This is a genomic window from Pseudaminobacter soli (ex Zhang et al. 2022) (assembly GCF_014595955.1).
Taxonomy (GTDB): Bacteria; Pseudomonadota; Alphaproteobacteria; order Rhizobiales; family Rhizobiaceae; genus Kumtagia; species Kumtagia pseudosoli.
Genome location: NZ_JABVCF010000010.1, coordinates 41576 through 57676 on the forward strand (window position 1 = coordinate 41576; position 16101 = coordinate 57676).

Sequence of the window (16101 nt, forward strand, 5' to 3'; positions counted from 1 at the left end):
AGGCCAGATGCCACATGTTCCGCAATGGGACAGGACAAAAGCAAGCGGCCCCGTCCGGGGACGGGGCCGCAATGTGGCTGCGACTAACTGGCTAGGATTTTTTCTTCGTCTGTCCAGCAGCTCTTTTTTATGATCTGCCCCCCGCGCCCTCAGGGCAAAACCCGAGGACCGGCAGAGGCAGAAGCGTGGATCGCCGATCAGTTCTTGGCCTTGTCGACCAGCTTGTTCTTTGAGATCCACGGCATCATGCCGCGCAGTTTCTCGCCGACCTCTTCGATCTGATGGCTGTCGTTGAGGCGTCGGATTGCCTTGAAGCGCGCCGCGCCCGAACGGTACTCCTGCATCCATTCGGAGGTGAACTTGCCGGTCTGGATGTCCTTCAGAACGCGCCTCATCTCGGCCTTGGTCTCGTCGGTGATGATGCGCGGGCCGGTGACATACTCGCCCCACTCTGCGGTGTTGGAGATCGAGTAGTTCATGTTGGCGATGCCGCCCTCGTAGATGAGGTCGACGATCAGTTTTACTTCGTGCAGGCACTCGAAATAGGCCATCTCCGGCGCGTAGCCAGCCTCGACCAGCGTCTCGAAGCCGGCGCGGATGAGTTCGACCAGACCACCGCAGAGCACGACCTGCTCGCCGAAGAGATCGGTTTCGCACTCTTCCTTGAAGTTGGTCTCGATGATGCCCGAACGCCCGCCGCCGACGCCGCAGGCATAGGACAGGGCGAGGTCGAGCGCATTGCCGGAGGCATCGTGGTGAACCGCGACCAGGCACGGCACGCCGCCGCCCTTCTGGTATTCACCGCGCACCGTGTGGCCCGGACCCTTCGGCGCGATCATCACGACGTCGACGGTCGCCTTCGGCTCGATCAGGCCGAAATGCACGTTGAGACCATGCGCGAAGGCGATCGCGGCGCCGTCGCGGATGTTGGGCGCGATCTCGTTCTTGTAGATGTCGGCCTGCAACTCGTCGGGCGTGGCCATCATCATCAGGTCGGCCCACTTCGCGGCTTCCGCCACGCTCATAACCTTGAGGCCATCGGCCTCGACCTTCTTGGCCGTGGGCGATCCGGCCTTGAGGCCGATGGCGATCTCCTTGGCGCCGGAGTCCTTCAGGTTCAGCGCGTGCGCCCTGCCCTGGCTGCCGTAGCCGATTATGGCGACCTTCTTGCCCTTGATCAGGTTCAGATCGGCATCGCGATCGTAATAGACACGCATCTCATTTTCCCTTTCGTCAGTTGCGTGGGTGGTGTGATTGATCTTGCGTCGTTCGCGGACGCTCCATCATGCGTTCGTGCTCCCGCCAAAAAGGGCCAGGAACTGCGACGTCGCGCGCTCCGCATCGCGCGCGATCTCGGCTCGGGTCAGCGTGAGTTCATCGCCTAGCAAGAGGCGAATCTGGACGTCGCGGCCGACCAACCCGAAAAAGGTGCGGAATGCGGTTTCAGTGTCCTCGAAGTCGAGCAGCCCGGCTTTGCGCCCGGCCTCGAGAAGCGGCTTCAGGCGCTCGCCGATTGCGAAACGGCCATTCGCCAGCACGATCTGCCCGAGATTGCTCTTGCCGGATGCCGCATGGCTCACGGCGACACGATTGAGCGCGATCGAGGTGCTCGATGAAATCACGGTCAGCCAGTTCGCGCCGAAATTCTGCAGGCTTTCCCGCAGCGCGGCCGTATCCAGATGCTGGCTGTAGTAGTTGCCGGCGCGGACCTTCGAGGCCTGCCAGCGGACCGTTGCCGCCAGCAGCCCGTCGCGGTCGCCGAACCATTTGTACAGCGTTTCCTTGGAACAGCTGGCGCGCCGCGCGACGTCGGTCATGGAGAACTCGCCGCCCTGCTCCACCATAAGCGCGAGCACAGCATCGAGGACGTCCTGCTGACGCTCGGTCAGAGCCTCGTTCCAGGCACATTCGTGTTGGGGCTCAGACTGTAGCACTCGCCTTCCCGCTGCGGCTCAAGCCGTACCGTACGTTACGGTTCGGTTCTATGCACGCAGGAGTTCTTACATTCAAGCCGATATTGTCGGCCGGGCGCAAAATAGAGTGAACGAAGTCGCATAGGGGCCCAAGTTGAGCGGCAGCCCCTGCGACCGGCCTTCCTCTTCACCGTCGATCGGAGAAGAGGTGGTCGGCGAAGCCGACCGGAGTGGTCGAACCCAAATGCGATAGCACAGGGAAATGAGGGGAGGCCCGGGCCTCCCCTCATTTGCGGTCAGCCCTCGACTAAATGACGACGAAGTCAGCGTTGGTCACGATAGGCTTAGTGGTGAGGGTTGCGAAGTGGATGCCGGCCGCCGAACCAGTGCCGTCGGCGTCGTAGAACAACTTGCCCGTGTCGGTTTCGTAGATGATGCGGTCGCTGCTGTCGCCAGCCAGTCCAGTGGTGTTGGCCCGGAAGGCAGCGGCCGTCAGTGTTCCGGTAGCGGTCAACGCTTTGAATATCGCGTTCTCCAATTGGATCGTGTCATCTGCAACAACGAAGTCGGCGATCGTATCGACATTGCTGGTTCCGAGCGCATTCGCGAAGCGGAAGTTGTCGAGTCCGGCTCCTCCGGTCAGCTTGTCGTTACCGGCACCGCCATTGAGTATATCATTGCCGGCACCGCCATTGAGGGTATCGTTGCCGTTGCCGCCACTGAGCGAGTTGTTGCCGGCATTTCCGGTTATGACGTTGTTGAGGTTGTTGCCCGTCCCGTTGATCGCAGCGCTGCCGGTAAGTGTCAGGTTCTCGACGTTGCCGAATACGACTGATGTATTCGCGAGGCTGAAAGTGATGGAGGATCGGACTGTGTCGGTCCCATTCGCCGAGTCAGTACCGGGATCTTCATTAACTCGGTCCCCGGCATTATCCACGACATAGGTGTCGTTGCCCCGACCGCCCCACATATCGTCGGCGCCACCGCGGCCGTCCAGGAAGTCGTTGCCGTCATATCCGCGAAGGCGATTGGCAACACTGCTGCCCGTAAGGGAATCAGCCTTCAACGTGCCTCGGACGTTCTCGATGTTGATCAGGGTATCCTGCTTGCCGAAGCCGTCGATCGCCACGCCGGTCGTCAGGTTCACCGTGACCCCGTCCATCCCTCCCCTGCGATCGTCGCGATCATAGCGTACTTCATCGATGCCACCCTTGCCGTCGATCACGTCGCGGCCGCCCATTCCGATGAACGACTCGTTGAGTGCAGACCCATTTATCGTGTCAGCGAAATGCGAGCCACGATAGGCTTCGAACCCCACGAAAGTCTCGTTGTTGCCCCAGGGATCCGTCACTGTCCCTGCCTGTGCATCCAACACGATCCCACGTCGCGCCGTAGGATCAAAGTAGGTGTCGTCGAAGCTCAGTTGATCAAATCCGGCCCCGCCGTCATAAGAGTCCTTTCCCGCGCCACCCTGAACGTAGTCGTCACCGGCATTTCCTTTCAGGATGTCATTTCCGGCATGACCGAACATGTCGTCATCGCCTGAAGATCCATTGACCGTGTCGTTGCCGTTCATCAGCCACTGATTCATTCCCCAGGCATTGAACCCATCATCGTAGCTGAAGGCATCGACGGTGTCGTAGACATCAATCATCGGCAAGTTCAGGCCCGTGACGGCCTGAAGGACCGTTGTACCGTTTGCAAGGAACAGTTGCAGACCGGTCAGCGTGCCCGCAGTGGGGAAGCCGTCTGCGTCAAAGGCAAAGCCCGTCCCGTTCAGTCTCAGAACAAGACCATTCTGTAGTTGGTATTCGATCCTCGTCCCGGTCGGGGTACCCCGCGGGGTCGCATTTGCGAGGTTGATCAATTCGCCGAGAGAGGGATTGTAATCGTAACCGGGAAGATAAGCCCCTCCCGGGAAAGACATAGTCACGGTTGCCATTTTAGCACCTCCCCTTGCTCCCCTGTCTAACGCTCCAGAATATTGCGATACTCTGACTCGCTTCGATCATTCCGGGCAATACATCTTCTCGGAAAGGTTTACACAGTCAATCTCTCCCCACACGGAATTCTTGGCCGCCTAGGCACATTTTATCTCTGAAAAACATCAACTATAAACGTCGATGCTCAGCCGGGTAGATATTGCTTCAGCCCCGGGTATCTTTGGTCGAATCGCGCCGCCCAGCGCCTCAGCCTGTGCCGACCCCGTTCCCACTGGCCGGGGAAGCGCAGGTCGAGATAGCCGAGACAGGCGCGCAGCGCGATATGGCCCGCATGGGCTCTCTTGCCGAGGCGGGGCGGCTGGGCATTCAGCCTGTCCAGCGACCGCAGCGCCTTTGACCACTGCAGGTCGAGCCAGGGCTGATGCACCTTCTCGGGCGGCCTCATCCGGCGTTCATAGACATGAGCGAGCAGGCAGTCGCAGATGCCGTCGGCCAGCGCCTCGAGCAGTTCTGCTTCCAGTCGCTTGCCGGCTGTTCTGGGGAACAATGCTCCCTTGGACATCCGGTTCAGGCACTGGGTGATGGCGCGGCTGTCGAAAACGGCGTTGCCGTTGTCCAGGACCATAGAGGGCACCTGGCCAAGCGGGTTGACCGAGGTGAGTTCCTCGGGCTGCGGCCCGGTCTCGACCGTCACCGGCTCCAGGTCGATGCCGGCGACAGCTGCCGCCATGAGCACCTTGGAGCTATAAGGAGACGTAGAAGCATATAGTACTTTCGGCATAGCAAGCGATCCCCCCATCGACTACACACGCAAGCTATTTCGCCTGTGGATGGGAAGCAATCTCCAGACAGCTCCAAGTCGCCATGGATTGAAGCTATCCCCCGATGCCTCTCTTCTGCTTAGGCTACGCGGCGCTGCTCGCCAGCGAAAGAACTGAAGCCGAGCCACTTCTGGATTGCGCTTGCGACGGGGCGCTCGCCCTCAAGCCTCAAATTGCCTGCTGCGACTTCATTCGGTATTTTCAGCAGGCCCATCCAGACCGCTGTCATCGTGTGCAGAGAACTGCGGACGAGCAGATTGATTTCGTATCCGGGATCGAAGCCGCACAGATCGACCTCGCCGTTCTCGATGACCAGCCACCAATTCCTCTGCGGCTCGGGCAATTCGGGGTACTGAAACTGAATCGTGCAGCGGCCGTCAGGAAGCGGCCGCGGATCGAGCCTGCGGCGGATGTCCCACATCAGCAGCGAAGGGTCGAGATTCTTGAGCGACAGGCGGGATTCGACCCAGCGATGACCCCACATGCCCATCGTTTCGATCAGCGGCTTCAACTCTTCCCCAGCGCTGGAGAGTGCATATTCCACATTGCCGCTCTCTCCGGGAACGGCGGCGATTACGCCGGCTTTCTCCAGTTCTTTCAAACGCTTGGACAGAAGCGCCGGCGACATGCGTGGCACCCCTCGGCGCAGATCGTTGAAGCGGCGCGATCCGCAAAGCAGTTCACGCACGATCAGGATCGTCCAACGCGTGCACAGGACCTCGGCCGCCATCGCAACCGGACAAAACTGCCCGTACCCGCCGCGCTCCTCCATCTCGTCACCCTTCACTGAGCCTACGCACCGACAATAGTACCGGAGCGCCGAACTGCCAATAATCGGGATATCCATGCGCCGACAATGCTTTGCGACGCTCGTTCTGGTACAGTTCCTGAACTTGTTCCTTCTTGCGATCTGCTGACTTTGGCGACCTGTCAAAACAGACAAGCCACAGGAGAATGGACAATGACCATCAGAGTGGATCCGACCGCCGAAGCACACAGATCGGATGTGATTGCGGCCGCCCGGGAACTTGGACCGATGTTGGCGTCGCGCGCGGCAGAGGTGGACGCAAACGACCAGTTCGTCGCGGAGAACTACGAGGCCCTCAAGGCGGCGGGACTGATCGAGGCGGGCGTGCCGGCCGAATTCGGCGGCGGCGGCGCAGAGATTTCCGAATTGGCCGAGATGCTGCGCGAGCTTGCACACCATTGCAGTTCCACAGCGCTTGCGTTCGCCATGCACACCCATCAGGTTGCCATCCCCGCGTGGCGCTGGCGGCACCAGAAGGTAGCGGCGGTCGAGCCCCTGCTCAGGCGCGTCGCGAGTGAGCGGATCGTGCTCCTTTCGAGCGGCGGCTCGGACTGGATCGCAGGCTCCGGAGAGGCGGTGCGTGTGGATGGCGGCTACCGGATCAACGCGCGAAAGGTGTTCACCTCGGGCGCAGCGGCGGGCAACCTGCTGATGACGGGTGCCCTGGTGAAATCGGAAGGAGAGCCGGACACCGTCATCCATTTCGGCGTGCCGATGGCCTCGCCGGCCGTGAAGATTGCCGACACCTGGCGGGTGCTCGGAATGCGCGGCAGCGGCTCGAACGACGTGCTGATCGACGGCCTATTCGTTCCGGACGCCAGCGTAGCCGCGTCACGCCGGAGCGGCGAGTGGCATCCGCTGTTCCAGATCATCGCGACCGTCGCATTCCCGCTGATCTACGCAGTCTATCTTGGCGTGGCCGAGAGCGCCCGCGACATCGCCGTCGGGCTCGCAAAGTCGAGGAAGCCGACGCAACATACGGTCCAGCTTGCCGGCGAGATGGAGACGGCGCTGCGTTCGGCCCAACTCGCGCATCGCTGGATGGTCGAGATCGCCGAGCAAAACACGCCATCCGCCGAGTCCGTGAACGAGATCATGATCGGTCGTCAGTTGGTCGGAAAGAACTCGATTCGGACCGTCGAACTCGCGATGGAGGCGGCCGGCGGCGCGAGCTTCTATCGCAGCAATGGATTGGAGCGCCGATTCCGCGACGTCCAGGGCGCGCGCTTCCACCCCATGCAGGCTGGTCCGCAGGCGGAATATGCGGGCGCCATAGCGCTCGGGCTGCCGACCGGCACGATCTTCTGATTGGTCGGCTTCTGCCCGGAACGGGCGATGCCGCGTCCTTTTCAGTCAGGCGCGGCATCGCCGTTCTCGATAAGCTAACCACCCCGCACCGGCGGCATCACCACCTTGTCGGCCCGGCAGGCGCGGCGATCGACCTCCGGGCAGGCTCGGAATTCGAGTTGCTTGGTCATGCAGATGCGCACTTCGCTAAGAAAGCGCTTGTCGCAGGTGACGGCCATGTCCTCGGGCTCTAGGCCGGGATTAGCCTTGAGGAAAGAAGCCTCTGCCGCGCCGGGGGCGACAACCTGATAGTCCTCTAGCCGCCTGAACTCCGGCGGGATCACGACGCGCTCGCGAGCCTGCCGCAACACGCGGAAATACTCTTCCTGCGAGAGACCCGAACATGTCCCGTGCTTGCGCCATTCGTGCCGGATCAGCCCGGCCGAAGGCATGATGTCGTAGAGGCTGCGCAACGTTTCGCGGTCGACTTCGCGGTCGCCGTCACAGTTTTCCGGATAGCCGCGCTCGAACTGCGGCCAGAGACCGTGGACGACAAATGCATAGGGACGGCCGTCCAAACACTGCTGCCGGTTGGCGTCTTCGCCCTTCGCCTCGCAATAGCTCGGCGACCATGACAGGGAGAGCACGTAGAAGTCGAAGCCCCTCCCAAGCGGCACTTCTGCGGATGCTGCCGAAGTCTGTTCGCTGGGTGTGGACGGATGGTTAGGAGGAGTGCCCGCCTGCTGTTCGCACGCCGAAAAGAGCAGCAGGCCGGCAAATAGCAGCAACCGGCCACCGCGGGGCGGCCGGAGCCGGCGGGTCATGGCGCTATTCCCGGAGGACGCGGCAGCGCCCGTTGTAGACGTACCAGCGATCGAAGCCGGAGACGCAGAACTCGACATTGTTGCCGACGCCCGCGAACCCCATGCCGTACTCGACCAGGTACCACATGTCGCGGATGTCGCCGTCGGAAAGAACCACGGTCGCGCCGCAATAGAGCCTCGGGATCGGCCAATCCGTAGAATCGCCCTCGTAGCGGCGCTCGTGGATGTCGCGGAATTCCAGGATCGATACATCAGGGAGCCCAGGAACATGCCTGACCTGATACCGGAAACGATTGTAGATCTGGTTGAGGAAACGCTGTTCCGCACAGGGTCCATTATAGACGTAGGTGCCGACCGACACATCTGCAGCCTGCGCGGACGAGTTCCACCCGAGCGCGGAGGATATCAGTCCGACAATGGCAAGCGCCTTCGCGACATAGGTCATGGGGGCTCCGCATTTCAGAGAGTCTGACTGCGACACTCTGCTTCAAAGCTCCATTCAGGGTCAAGCGGCGGTTGCCTCGGTAGACAGCCATTCGAGCGACCACCTGGCGGCTGGAGCCTCGGCGAGAGCCTTCTGCAAGGCTGGCATGATCGTCTTCAGTTCGGCCGCAAGAGTATAGGGCGGGTTGACCACGATCATGCCGGATCCATCGAGCCGCGGCTCAGCCGAAGGCGGCCTCACCTCCTGCCGGATCGCCAGGATCTTCAGAATGCCGAGTTCTCGCAACTCCTGCTCGAAGGCAGCGACCGCGGGCCGGTCCTTGATGGGATACCACAGAGCGTAAATCCCGCCCGGCCATCGACGATGTGCCTTCTTAAGCCCCTCGATCATGCGGGCGAATTCGCCCAACTGTTCGAAGGGCGGATCGACCAGCACCAGGCCGCGCTTCTCTTTGGGCGGCAGGTGGGCGCCTAGCGCCAGCCAGCCATCGAGCTCGATGACCCGAACCTGATGATCGCCGGCGAAGTTCGCCGCCAGGTCACGCGCGTCCTCGGGGTGCAATTCGATCGCTGTCAGCCGGTCCTGCCGGCGCAGAAGTTGGCGCACAATCATGGGCGAGCCGGGATAATAGCGGAGGCGATCGCCTTCGTTCAGGTCGGAAACCGCCTCGAGATAGGGCGCGATCAGGGCGCGCACTGCATCCGGAAGCGTGCTCTCCCGGAGCCGGCCTATGCCGCCGAGCCACTCGCCTGTCCGTGCGGCCCGCTCGCCCTCGAGATCGTAGAGGCCGACCCCGGCATGGGTGTCGATGACGCGGAACGCCTTATCCTTGAGCTTCAGGTACTCGAGGATTCGCATCAGGACGACGTGCTTGAGGACGTCGGCGAAGTTTCCGGCATGGAAGGAGTGGCGGTAGTTCACGGCCGGTCCGGCGCTCCCCTGCCCCGCTGCAAACCATAGGGCGCCGATACGAACAGTATCCGACCCAAACCAGGCCAGATCTCCCGACTGGGGCAATCGCCAAGCAGTGACAGCCCTTGGGTCACGCCTTGCGCTCCCAGCGCCGGTCATCCGTCTGCTGCCAGTAGGTCACGCTGTGGCCGGCCTTCTTGTTGGTGGACCAGTGGGCGCGCGCGGCCTCGACCTGGCTGTTGTCGTGGCCATCGAACATGAACACCATCCGCTCATAGCCGTCCGCTGGCGGCGGATCGGCGCCGTCCACAACGAAGCGCACCGCTGCGCCGTTCGGATTGTCCTGGCTGACAGTGAGCATGATCGGCTGCGCCGCGGCGTGAAGGTCGAGATCGGTTCCGTGCGCGAGAAACGAATCGTCGCGATAGACCCAGAGGTGCGCATCAAGGCTGTCGCGCCGCTCCTCGCTGCCCGTCTGCACCACCGCCTTCCAGCCGCGCTGGAGGGTCCGCTCCAGGAGGGCAGGCAGCGCCTCTTCCAGAGTAGACAGTGTCAGGTGGTAGAACAGGACCTCGGCCATGCCGGACCGGTGTCAGTTCTCGTAGTGGTCGCGCACCAGCCGGTCCAGGAGGCGCACGCCGAAGCCCGTGCCCCAGGACTGGTTGATCTCGTTGGCGGGCGATCCCATTGCCGTGCCGGCGATGTCCAGGTGCGCCCAGGGCGTATCCTTGACGAAGCGTTGCAGGAACTGGGCGGCTGTGATGGCGCCGCCATGGCGGCCGCCGGTGTTCTTCATATCGGCGTTCTTGGTGTCGATGATCTTGTCGTACTCGCTGCCGAGCGGCATGCGCCAGACCCGCTCCTGGGTGGCTCGTCCTGCCGCGGTCAGCCTCTCCGAGAGTTCATCGTTGTTGGAGAAAAGCCCAGCATAGTGGTGGCCGAGGCTTACGATGATCGCGCCCGTCAAGGTCGCGAGATCAATCATGAAGGCGGGCTGGAAGCGATCGTTACAGTACCAGAGCGCGTCCGCCAGGATCAGCCGCCCCTCCGCATCGGTATTGATGACCTCGATCGTCTGCCCCGACATCGAGGTCACGATGTCGCCGGGGCGCTGCGCATTGCCGTCGACCATGTTCTCCACGCAGGCGATGACGCCGATCACGTTCGCCTTCGCCTTGCGGGCGGCGAGAGCCCGCATGAGGCCGGTAACGGCCGCCGCGCCGCCCATGTCGCCCTTCATGTCCTCCATGCCGGCCGCGGGCTTGATCGAAACGCCGCCCGAATCGAACACCACACCCTTGCCAACGAAGGCCACCGGCTTGTGCTTGGCGTTGCCGCCATTCCACTGCATCACGATCATACGCGGGGGGCGCACCGAGCCCTGCGCCACGCCGAGCAGCGCGCCCATGCCGAGCTTGCGCATCTCCTTTTCGGTGAGGATGTCGACCTTCACGCCGAGTTCTGACAACTCCGCCGCCTTGGCGGCGAATTCGACGGGACCAAGCACGTTGGCCGGCTCATTGACGAGATCGCGTGCCATGAACACGCCGTCCACCACCGCTTCTAGGGAGGCGAACGCCTTCTTCGCGGCGCTGGGATTGTCGCACTGGATGGTGATGCGCGCCGGCTTGTCCGGCTGGGAATTGTTGTTGTTCTCGTCCTTCTTGGTCTTGTACCGGTCGAAGCTATAGCTCCGCATCAGCAAGCCCGCCGCTAGTGCCGCCGCCTCTTCGCCGCCGATGGACGCGCCGGCAAGGTCGGCGACCACTGTAAGGTCCCTCGCCTTCTTCATGTTGGCGGCGATGGTGCCGCCGAGCTTCCACCAGGCGTATTCATCCAGCGCCGAGGGCTTGCCTACGCCCACGGCGAGCAGCCGGTCGAGCGGCGACTTCTCCGGTGCGATCACATCGACGACGCCGCCGAACTTGCCCTTGAAGTCCGCCACCGAGAAGGCGCGGCCGAGCACATCACCCGGGTCGCAGGCGTGAGCCGCCGCGCCGAGATCGCCGTCCTCGGCGGAGAGCACGACCGCCACCCCCTTTTTTGGGGCGGCGAACTTGGCAAACGCGATCTCCGGCCTGTGCTTCATCATTCGTCCTCTTTTCGGTGCGGGACATGCCCCCTCGCGCGAGCTTTGGTGGTTTTCCCGCCCATTTGCAAGCGAGCCGGCTCGGCGGGCAATTCCGCGCACTCGGTACTTCGCCAGTTTTGCGTTCGCTCGGACCTGTACGACGCAAAGGCCTTCACGACACTTTCACCATGATTGTTGACGAATTCTTTGCCAGGAATGGCGACAAATGGACGTATCAAGGGATCATCGGAAGGGCGGTCATCAAACCGGCCGGATTGTGCTGCGCATGCTGGACGGGTAGTTTCGCGCGCTGCTTCGGAAACAGGATGTCGCCACATCGATGATGGTCATTGAACGCTACATCCTGAAACGGACGGTGGAGGTCTTCCTCGCCGCGCTGTTCTGGACCCTGGCGATCGTCTGGACGACGCAGGTGCTCACCAAGATCGACGTGGTCACCGACAGCGGCCAGTCGGCGCTTACCTTCTTCGAGATCGCCGCGCTCATCCTGCCGTCGATGATTCCAATCGTGGTGCCCTTCGCGCTCGTCATCGCCGTAGCGCAGACGCTGAGCGCCATGAACGCGGATTCGGAGTTGGCCGTGATCAACGCGGCGGGAAGCTCCCGCATGGCCGTCATACGGCCGATCCTGGTGCTTGCGGCAATTGCCAGCGTCTTCTGCTTCGTCGTGGACAACGGCGTGGAGCCCTCTGCGCGCGAACGCACTCGGCAGCTTGTGGCTGCGGCCCGGGCGGACCTGCTCTCGCTGCTGGTGCAGGAGGGGACGTTCAGGAAGATCGAGGACGGGGTGTTCGTCCAGATCGGCGAAAGGCTGCCCGATGGCCAACTCGGCGGCATCTTCGTGGCTGATTCGCGCCAGGAGGGCACCGATCTTGCCTACTACGCCAAGACCGGCGCGGTCGTGAAGGATGAAGAGGGCAAGGACCTGCTGGTCATGAGGGACGGGCAGGTCCACCGCAAGACGCCGTCCGGCGATGTCTCGGTTGTGCGTTTCTCTTCGTATGCCCTTGATCTGTCGGCTTTTTCCAAGGCATCCGACAAGATCAAGCTGTATCCCAAGGACCGCACGCTCAACTATCTCTTCGATCCCGATCCGAACGATCCGGAGTTCCAGGACGATCCGCGGTCGTTCACCGTCGAACTCCATCGCCGCTTCAGCGAGTGGCTGTATCCCCTTATCTTCGCGGTGATCTGCGTCGCAGTTGCGGGGGACCCCAGATCGCACCGTGAAGGGCGCGTGCACCCGCTGATCAGCGCAATCGCCATCTGCCTGCTCGTCCGCTGGCTGGGCTTCTTCGCCACGGACCAGAGCGAAAGCTCCCCATGGCTCACCTTCGGGATCTATCTCGTGCCGGCGGGAAGCACTGCGATCGCCGCATGGTTCATCTTCAACAACAGGACCATGGAACTGCCGATGTCCTGGTTCGAGTCGCTGCAGGATGCTGCCCGCAAGGTTCGTAGCGTGGCGGCGAGGTTGTGGGCGCGGGTGACCAACCGTCGCGCCATGGGAGGCCGGGCATGATCGGCTTCACCCTCGGACGCTACTTCTTCATGCGCTACGCGGTGATCACGACCTGGATCCTGCTTGGCATGCTCGGCCTTATCTTCCTGATCGATTTCACCGAGTTCTCGAGCCGCACTTCAGGCATGCCCGGCTTCTCCTTCTCGTCGGCGCTTGCGGTCTCCGCGCTCCGGATCCCGATGATTCTCCTGCAGACCGTGCCGTTCGTCGCCCTGTTCTCGGCGATGGCGACGCTGGTTTCGCTCAACCGCAGCTACGAGCTTGTGATCGCCCGGTCGGCAGGGATCTCGGCCTGGCAATTCCTGCTGCCGCCCTGCCTCGGCGCTTTCGTGTTCGGCGTGCTCGTGATCCTCTTGCTCAATCCGCTGGCAGCGCACGGCTACTCATATTCCGAGGTCATCGAGGCACAGGTCCGCTCCAAGAACTCCAACAAGGTATCGGCCTTTTCGGCACCGTGGATCCGCCAGAAGACAGGCGACACGGACACGATCATCGGGGCTCGTGCCATCCTCAACCGAGGCATGGAACTCGCCGACACGGCATTCTTCTCCCTCGATTCCGATGGCGAGATTGTCGAACGCCGAGACGCCAGGCGGGCAGTCCTGCGCGACGGCTATTGGGAACTGACGGATGTCCGTCGCTTCAAGGACGGCGAGAAGGTCGAAGCGATCGCCGAGGATCGGGTTCCAACGAACCTGAAGCCTGAATTCGTGCAGGAGCGCCTGGCCAGGCCGGAAACGATTCCCTTCTTCGAACTGCCGTCCAAGATCGAGGTGGCGCGGTCCTTCGGCCTTCGGGCAAGCGCGTTCGCAATGCAGTTCCACTCGCTCGCGGCCCTGCCCGCCCTGCTTGTGGCCATGACGCTGATTGCCGCCACCGTGTCGATGCGTTTCGCACGGCTTGGTCAATCCGCCACCATGATTCTGGGTGGCATCGTGGCCGGCTTTCTGCTTTATGTGGTATCCGTTCTCGTGAAGGCGTTCGGCAACGCCGGAATCGTGCCGGCCTATATAGCGGCGTGGCTACCGGCGGTTGTTGCAATGTTTTTCGGTGTTACTTTTCTACTTTATAAGGAAGACGGCTAGTGAGGGGACCGTCGTCACAGCCTAGGACTGTGTCGGGGAGAATCGCCCGCCTTTGCGCCACGACTGCGCTGGGCTGCATTCTCGCGGGCGGAGTGGCGTTGGAGCACGCCGCTGCGCAGGACGTCAGTGACCTGACCGAAAGGGTTGCCGCCTCAGTCCCTTCCGATTCGCAGATGCTGCTGGAAGCAGACACCCTCGTCTATGACGTCGACAAGGACACGGTGACCGCGGTCGGCGGCGTGCGAATCGACTATGCCGGGAACAAACTCGTCGCCCAGCGCGTGAGCTACAACCGCAAGAGCCGCCGTCTCATGGCGAGCGGCGGAGTCGAGATCGTCAACAGCGACGGCACCAAAGTCTTCTCGGACGAGGTCGACATCACCGAGGATTTTGCTGACGGCTTCGTTAACGCCCTACGGGTCGAGACGGTGGACAAGACCTACTTCGCGGCCGAAAGCGCCGAGCGGGTGGGCGGCATCACCACGATCTTCAACAATGGCGTCTACACCGCCTGCGCCCCTTGCGAGGAGAAGCCGGACCGCGCTCCTGTCTGGCGCATCAAGGCGCAGAAGATCATCTGGAACGGGAAGGCAAAGACCGTTCGCTTCGAACGCTCGCGATTCGAGTTCTTCGGGTTCCCCATCGCCACGCTGCCTGCGTTCGAGATCGCGGACCCGACCGTCAAGCGCAAGAGTGGCTTCCTCTTTCCCAGAATCGCGGGCGGTTCCGATCTCGGCGTCGGCGTCGCCGTTCCGTATTATTTCGCGCTCTCGCCGACCTACGATCTCACCGTCACGGGAACCGGCTTCACCAAGCAAGGCTTCCTGGGCGAGGCCGAATGGCGGCAGCGCTTCAACAATGGCGGATACAACCTGAAGATCGCGGGCATCTATCAGGCTGACCCCGGAGCCTTCGACAAGAACAGCGTCAACTCAGGCCCCGAAGGCGATCCGAATCGCTGGAGAGGGATGATCGGTTCGAAGGGCAACTTCAAAATCAATCCACGGTGGCAGTTCGGCTGGAATATTCTCGCTCAGGGCGACAAGAATTTCTCGCGGACCTACGAGATCGAGGGCTTCAGCGATTATGTCCATCGCTCGGAGATTTATCTGACCGGCCTGAACAATCGTAACTACTTCGATCTGCGCGGCATGAAGTTCGACGTCCAGGAGGACATCCTGAACTCGGACCCGCGGTCAACAAACGACGACCAGCCGTGGGTGCTGCCGAGCTTCGATTACAGCTATATCCCGGACGAGCCGCTGGCAGGCGGCGAACTCCAACTGGCTCTGAACGCCCGCTCGAATTACCGGTCGACCTTGGACGACTCGACCTTCGACAACCGCTTCGATTCCAGGAACGACTTAATCCAGGGCATCGAAGGCTATTCGGGCCGACTGACGGGCGCGGCCGAATGGAAGCGCAACTTCATCACCGAGGGCGGCCTGGTCGTCACGCCGCTGCTAGCCCTCCAGGGGGACACCACCTACGTCAACCAGTCGCAGGCATCGATCGACGCAATCAATGCCTTCGCGAACACGCCGGTGACCGGTGTCGAGGCGGATATCCGCTCGGCCTATTACAGGTTGATGGCGACCGCAGGTATGGAATTGCGCTGGCCGGTGCTTTTTTCCCTGGCAAGCGCCTCCCACGTGCTCGAACCGATGGCGCAGGTGTTCGCGCGGCCTGACACGCCCTTCGAGAACTCCCTCGGCATTCCCAACGAGGACTCGCAGAGCTTCGTGTTCGACGCCTCCACGCTGTTCGACCGCGACAAGTTCTCCGGCTACGATCGCATCGAGGGTGGAACGCGCGCCAATATCGGGCTGCGCTACAGCGGAGTCTACGACAACGGCTGGACGACGAACGCGCTCTTCGGCCAGTCTTATCAATTGGCCGGCGAAAACCCATTCGACGCCCCGGATTTCGTCAACGTAGGAGCCAACTCGGGCCTGGAGACCGATACATCCGACTACGTCGGTCTGGTCGGCTTTGCCTCGCCTTATGGCCTCTCGGCCTCGTTGAGCGGCCGTTTCGACGAACAGAGCTTCGAACTCCGCCGGGCTGCGGCCAAGGCCGGCTACACTAATGGACCGGTGGCGGTGACCGCGAACTATGCCTACATCCAGGCGCAGCCGCTCTATGGCTTCAACGAGGACCGGCACGAGATCAGTGCCGGCGCCTCCATCCGTTTCCACGAGAATTGGCGCGCCTTCGGGTCCGGCAGCTACGACCTCCAGTCCGGCGTACTCGTCTCCGATTCGATCGGCCTTGCCTATGATGACGAATGCTTCGCCTATACCCTTTCGATGACGGAGACGCGCGACACGGACGGCGGGGATGACACCGAGCGGAGGTTCGGTATCAGCGTCTCGCTTCGCACGCTCGGCGATTTCGGCAAGGGCGCGGGAGCCTGGGGAAGCTAAACCGGTAGTCGGTCATCGTTTCG

14 protein-coding genes are annotated in these 16101 nt (G+C 62.2%); 4 read left to right on the plus strand and 10 right to left on the minus strand.

The window, feature by feature from the left end; translation table 11 throughout:
• Nucleotides 1-197 precede the first annotated feature (197 nt).
• The 5 genes from ilvC to HUI96_RS18495 all read right to left on the minus strand — a co-directional run bounded on the left by ilvC (nucleotide 198) and on the right by HUI96_RS18495 (nucleotide 5449).
• Nucleotides 198-1217: a ketol-acid reductoisomerase gene (gene ilvC / locus HUI96_RS18475; RefSeq protein ID WP_188256162.1), complete on the minus strand. Its 1020-nt coding sequence runs from the start codon at nucleotides 1215-1217 to the stop codon at nucleotides 198-200.
• A 66-nt stretch (nucleotides 1218-1283) separates the two neighbouring features.
• Nucleotides 1284-1934: a TetR/AcrR family transcriptional regulator C-terminal domain-containing protein gene (locus HUI96_RS18480; protein WP_337918457.1), complete on the minus strand. Its 651-nt coding sequence runs from the start codon at nucleotides 1932-1934 to the stop codon at nucleotides 1284-1286.
• Between the two features lie 286 nt (nucleotides 1935-2220).
• Complete coding sequence (locus tag HUI96_RS18485) at nucleotides 2221-3855, minus strand: calcium-binding protein (protein ID WP_188256163.1); 1635 nt, start codon at nucleotides 3853-3855, stop codon at nucleotides 2221-2223.
• A 185-nt stretch (nucleotides 3856-4040) separates the two neighbouring features.
• Nucleotides 4041-4637 (minus strand): glutathione S-transferase family protein, encoded by a 597-nt coding sequence (locus HUI96_RS18490; RefSeq protein WP_188256164.1) that lies wholly within the window; start codon nucleotides 4635-4637, stop codon nucleotides 4041-4043.
• A 119-nt stretch (nucleotides 4638-4756) separates the two neighbouring features.
• A complete protein-coding gene (locus HUI96_RS18495) occupies nucleotides 4757-5449 on the minus strand; it encodes a winged helix-turn-helix transcriptional regulator (RefSeq protein ID WP_188256353.1) in 693 nt (230 codons plus the stop codon).
• Between the two features lie 189 nt (nucleotides 5450-5638).
• On the opposite strand from HUI96_RS18495, the gene HUI96_RS18500 reads away from it, so the two are divergent.
• Complete coding sequence (locus HUI96_RS18500; protein WP_188256165.1) at nucleotides 5639-6793, plus strand: acyl-CoA dehydrogenase family protein; 1155 nt, start codon at nucleotides 5639-5641, stop codon at nucleotides 6791-6793.
• A gap of 74 nt (nucleotides 6794-6867) precedes the next feature.
• Here HUI96_RS18500 and HUI96_RS18505 read toward each other — a convergent pair whose 3' ends face one another.
• From HUI96_RS18505 to HUI96_RS18525, 5 genes are all read right to left on the minus strand, one after another.
• Nucleotides 6868-7596 (minus strand): ribonuclease T2 family protein, encoded by a 729-nt coding sequence (locus HUI96_RS18505; protein WP_188256166.1) that lies wholly within the window; start codon nucleotides 7594-7596, stop codon nucleotides 6868-6870.
• A 4-nt stretch (nucleotides 7597-7600) separates the two neighbouring features.
• Nucleotides 7601-8041 carry a hypothetical protein gene (locus HUI96_RS18510; protein WP_188256167.1) on the minus strand — a complete coding sequence of 147 codons (441 nt, stop codon included), beginning with the start codon at nucleotides 8039-8041 and terminating at the stop codon, nucleotides 7601-7603.
• A gap of 60 nt (nucleotides 8042-8101) precedes the next feature.
• Entirely contained in the window at nucleotides 8102-8962 is an 861-nt protein-coding gene (locus tag HUI96_RS18515; RefSeq protein WP_188256168.1) for a 23S rRNA (adenine(2030)-N(6))-methyltransferase RlmJ, read from the minus strand.
• Between the two features lie 121 nt (nucleotides 8963-9083).
• Nucleotides 9084-9533, minus strand: a complete 450-nt coding sequence (locus HUI96_RS18520) for a DNA polymerase III subunit chi (RefSeq protein WP_188256169.1) — start codon at nucleotides 9531-9533, stop codon at nucleotides 9084-9086.
• 12 nt (nucleotides 9534-9545) lie between these two features.
• The gene (locus tag HUI96_RS18525) at nucleotides 9546-11042 is read right to left on the minus strand and encodes a leucyl aminopeptidase (RefSeq protein WP_188256354.1); all 1497 of its coding nucleotides are present in this window, start codon (nucleotides 11040-11042) and stop codon (nucleotides 9546-9548) included.
• A gap of 322 nt (nucleotides 11043-11364) precedes the next feature.
• On the opposite strand from HUI96_RS18525, the gene lptF reads away from it, so the two are divergent.
• From lptF to HUI96_RS18540, 3 genes are all read left to right on the plus strand, one after another.
• The gene (gene lptF / locus HUI96_RS18530; protein WP_188256170.1) at nucleotides 11365-12567 is read left to right on the plus strand and encodes an LPS export ABC transporter permease LptF; all 1203 of its coding nucleotides are present in this window, start codon (nucleotides 11365-11367) and stop codon (nucleotides 12565-12567) included.
• Nucleotides 12564-13652 (plus strand): LPS export ABC transporter permease LptG, encoded by a 1089-nt coding sequence (gene lptG, locus HUI96_RS18535; RefSeq protein ID WP_188256171.1) that lies wholly within the window; start codon nucleotides 12564-12566, stop codon nucleotides 13650-13652. The genes lptF and lptG overlap by 4 nt, the downstream gene beginning before the upstream one ends.
• 173 nt (nucleotides 13653-13825) lie before the next feature.
• Nucleotides 13826-16078 carry an LPS-assembly protein LptD gene (locus HUI96_RS18540; RefSeq protein ID WP_237684217.1) on the plus strand — a complete coding sequence of 751 codons (2253 nt, stop codon included), beginning with the start codon at nucleotides 13826-13828 and terminating at the stop codon, nucleotides 16076-16078.
• Nucleotides 16079-16101 lie beyond the last annotated feature (23 nt).

Excerpts from the sequence above, each read along its gene's own strand:
- ilvC (WP_188256162.1), bottom strand. The coding sequence starts at position 1,217 with ATGCGTGTCTATTACGATCGCGATGCCGATCTGAACCTGATCAAGGGC.
- HUI96_RS18485 (WP_188256163.1), bottom strand. The coding sequence starts at position 3,855 with ATGGCAACCGTGACTATGTCTTTCCCGGGAGGGGCTTATCTTCCCGGT.
- HUI96_RS18490 (WP_188256164.1), bottom strand. The coding sequence starts at position 4,637 with ATGCCGAAAGTACTATATGCTTCTACGTCTCCTTATAGCTCCAAGGTG.
- HUI96_RS18495 (WP_188256353.1), bottom strand. The coding sequence starts at position 5,449 with ATGGAGGAGCGCGGCGGGTACGGGCAGTTTTGTCCGGTTGCGATGGCG.
- HUI96_RS18500 (WP_188256165.1), top strand. The coding sequence starts at position 5,639 with ATGACCATCAGAGTGGATCCGACCGCCGAAGCACACAGATCGGATGTG.
- HUI96_RS18505 (WP_188256166.1), bottom strand. The coding sequence starts at position 7,596 with ATGACCCGCCGGCTCCGGCCGCCCCGCGGTGGCCGGTTGCTGCTATTT.
- HUI96_RS18510 (WP_188256167.1), bottom strand. The coding sequence starts at position 8,041 with ATGACCTATGTCGCGAAGGCGCTTGCCATTGTCGGACTGATATCCTCC.
- HUI96_RS18520 (WP_188256169.1), bottom strand. The coding sequence starts at position 9,533 with ATGGCCGAGGTCCTGTTCTACCACCTGACACTGTCTACTCTGGAAGAG.
- HUI96_RS18525 (WP_188256354.1), bottom strand. The coding sequence starts at position 11,042 with ATGAAGCACAGGCCGGAGATCGCGTTTGCCAAGTTCGCCGCCCCAAAA.
- lptF (WP_188256170.1), top strand. The coding sequence starts at position 11,365 with ATGATGGTCATTGAACGCTACATCCTGAAACGGACGGTGGAGGTCTTC.
- lptG (WP_188256171.1), top strand. The coding sequence starts at position 12,564 with ATGATCGGCTTCACCCTCGGACGCTACTTCTTCATGCGCTACGCGGTG.
- HUI96_RS18540 (WP_237684217.1), top strand. The coding sequence starts at position 13,826 with ATGCTGCTGGAAGCAGACACCCTCGTCTATGACGTCGACAAGGACACG.